Raw genomic sequence first — 2,838 nt, 5'->3', positions numbered from 1 at the left:
GGCGATCGCGCACGAGGAGTGTCTGGCCGGTTTCACCGCCTGGCAGGCGACCGTGTTCCCGGTCCCGCTGTCCTGGGGCGCCTCCTTCGACCCGGAGTCGGTGGAGACGATGGCCGCCGGCATCGGGGCGCTCATGCGGTCGGTCGGCGTCCACCAGGGGCTGTCCCCGGTCGTCGACGTCAGCGTCGACCACCGGTGGGGCCGCACCGAGGAGACGATCGGCGAGGACCCGTACCTGGTCGCCGTCCTGGGCGCTGCCTACACCCGGGGACTGGAGAGCGCCGGGATCGTCGCCACCCTCAAGCACTTCGCCGGGTACTCCGCGTCCGGCGCTGGCCGCAACCACGCGCCCGTCCGCATCGGCCCGCGGGAGTTCCGCGACGTCGTCCTGCCGCCGTTCGAGACGGCGCTGCGCGAGGGCGGCGCCCGCTCGGTCATGCACTCCTACGCCGCGGTCGACGGCGTGCCTCCGGCGTCGGACCCCACCCTCCTCACCGACCTGCTGCGCGGGACCCTCGGCTTCCGGGGCGTGGTGGTCGCCGACTACTTCGGCATCTCCTTCCTGGAGACCACCCAGGGCGTCGCCGGATCACCCGGTGAGGCCGCGGCGCTGGCGCTGGCCGCCGGGGTGGACGTCGAGCTGCCGACCGTCCGCTGTTACGGCGAGCCCCTGCTGGAGCGGCTCCGGGATGGCCGGGTGCCCATGGAGCTGGTCGACCGGGCGGTGGAGCGGGTGCTCCTGCAGAAGGGCGAGCTGGGCCTGCTGGACGCCGGCTGGGACCCCGAGCCGGCGGCGCTGCGCGACGGCGGCGACCTCGACCTCGATCCGCCGCACCTGCGTGCCCTGGCCCGGACGATGGCCGAGCGGTCGGTCGTGCTGCTGGACGACCGGGCCGGGCTGCTCCCGCTGCAGGCGCCCGGCCGGGTGGCCGTCGTCGGCCCCTGCGCCGACGAGGTCCTGTCGCTGATGGGCTGCTACGCCTTCCCCAACCACGTCGGGGTGCAGCACCCGGACGTGCCCCTCGGCCTGGAGCTGCCCACCCTGCTCGACGCCGTCCGCACCGAGTTCCCCGGCGCCGAGGTGGTGCACGTGCAGGGCTGCCCGGTGCAGGAGCCCGAGCGCTCCGGGATCGAGGAGGCGGTCGAGGCGGCGCGGGACGCCGACGTCTGCGTCGCCGTGCTGGGCGACGTCTCCGGCCTGTTCGGCCGCGGCACCTCCGGCGAGGGCTGCGACGCGGACGACCTGCGGCTGCCCGGCGTGCAGGCCGAGCTCCTCGACGCGCTGCTCGGGACGGGGACGCCGGTCGTGGTGGTCCTGCTGACCGGTCGGCCCTACGCCCTCGGCGACGTGGTCGGCCGGGCCGCGGCGATCGTCCAGGCATTCTTCCCCGGCGAGGAGGGTTCGGGGGCCGTCGCGGGCGTGCTCAGCGGCCGGGTGAACCCCTCGGGCAAGCTGCCGGTGTCGGTGCCCCACATGCCCGGCGGCTCACCGGCGACCTACCTGGCTCCGGCCCTGGGCCGGGCCAGCGGGATCAGCTCGGCCGACCCGACGCCGCTGTTCCCGTTCGGCCACGGCCGCTCCTACACGACCTTCGAGTACGCCGACCTGCGGGTCGAGGGCGCCGGCGAGGCGGGCGCGTGGGCCGTGGACGGCACCGTCGCCGTGTCGTGCACGGTGCGCAACACCGGCTCGCGCGAGGGGGCCGAGGTCGTGCAGCTCTACCTGTCCGACCCCGTGGCGAGCGTGGTCCGGCCGGTACGCCAGCTGGTCGGCTTCGCCCGGGTCGAGCTGGCGGCGGGCGCGGCGGCGCGGGTGCGGTTCACCGTGCACGCCGACCGGACGTCGTTCACCGGGCGGGACCTGCAGCGCGTCGTCGAGGCCGGCGACGTCGTCCTCTCGATCGGGGCCTCCAGCGAGGACCTGCACCTGGAGATGCGGCTGCGGCTGACCGGGCCGGACCGGATCGTCGCCACGGACCGGGTGCTCACCACGCCGGTCGAGGTCCGCCCGGTCTGAGCCGTGCAGCATGGGGCCGCCGTCCGGCAGCTCAGAGGCCGACGGCCTCCTCGAGCGCGCCGACCTCGGCGCGGGTGAGCCGGCGGATCGACCCGCTGCGCATGCGCTCGAGCTTCACCGGGCCGACGGCGGTGCGGGTCAGCCGGGACACCGGCAGGCCGACGTGCGCCAGCAGCCGCCGCACGATGTGCTTGCGGCCCTCGTGCAGCACCACCTCGACGACCGACTGGCCGGCGTGGGTGTCGACCACGTGGAAGGAGTCGACCTTCACCGGGCCGTCCTCGAGCTCCACCCCGGCGCGCAGCCGGCGGGCCATGTCGCGCGGGACCGAGCCCGACACCTGGGCCAGGTAGGTCTTCTTCACCTCGTAGGAGGGGTGCGCCAGCCGGTGGGCCAGCTCGCCGTCGTTGGTGACCAGCAGCAGGCCCTCGGTGTCCTGGTCCAGCCGGCCGACGTGCACCAGGCCGGGCGCCAGGTCGCCGACCATGTCGCCCACGGTGGGCCGGTTGCGGTCGTCGCTCATCGCCGTGATGACGCCGGCCGGCTTGTTCAGCGCGTAGGTGACCCGGTCGTCGCGCAGCTCGATGCGGACGCCGTCGACAGCGATCTTGTCCCGCTCCGGGTCGACCCGCATGCCCTGCACGGTGACGGTCTTCCCGTTCACGCTGATCCGGCCCTGGTCGACCATGTTCTCCACGACCCGGCGGGAGCCCACGCCGGCGCGGGCGAGGACCTTCTGCAGCCGCTCCCCCTCGGCCGAGGCGTCGGTGCGGGCGCGGCCGCGGTCACCGGGGTGGACGGGCCGCCCCCTATACACATCT

The 2,838-nt window shown here is 75.1% G+C and carries 2 protein-coding genes; one reads left to right on the top strand and one right to left on the bottom strand.

The window, feature by feature from the left end; translation table 11 throughout:
* The coding region (locus tag CNO22_RS26510) for a glycoside hydrolase family 3 N-terminal domain-containing protein (RefSeq protein ID WP_100502219.1) at positions 1 to 2,017 on the top strand (2,017 nt) is incomplete at its 5' end.
* 31 nt (positions 2,018 to 2,048) lie between these two features.
* Here the strand turns inward: CNO22_RS26510 and CNO22_RS26505 are convergent.
* Positions 2,049 to 2,834 (bottom strand): pseudouridine synthase, encoded by a 786-nt coding sequence (locus CNO22_RS26505; protein WP_232807377.1) that lies wholly within the window; start codon positions 2,832 to 2,834, stop codon positions 2,049 to 2,051.
* Positions 2,835 to 2,838 lie beyond the last annotated feature (4 nt).

The organism is Geodermatophilus chilensis (assembly GCF_002802985.1).
In the GTDB taxonomy this organism is placed as follows: Bacteria; Actinomycetota; Actinomycetes; order Mycobacteriales; family Geodermatophilaceae; genus Geodermatophilus; species Geodermatophilus chilensis.
This window is presented reverse-complemented; position numbering and strand designations above follow the sequence as displayed.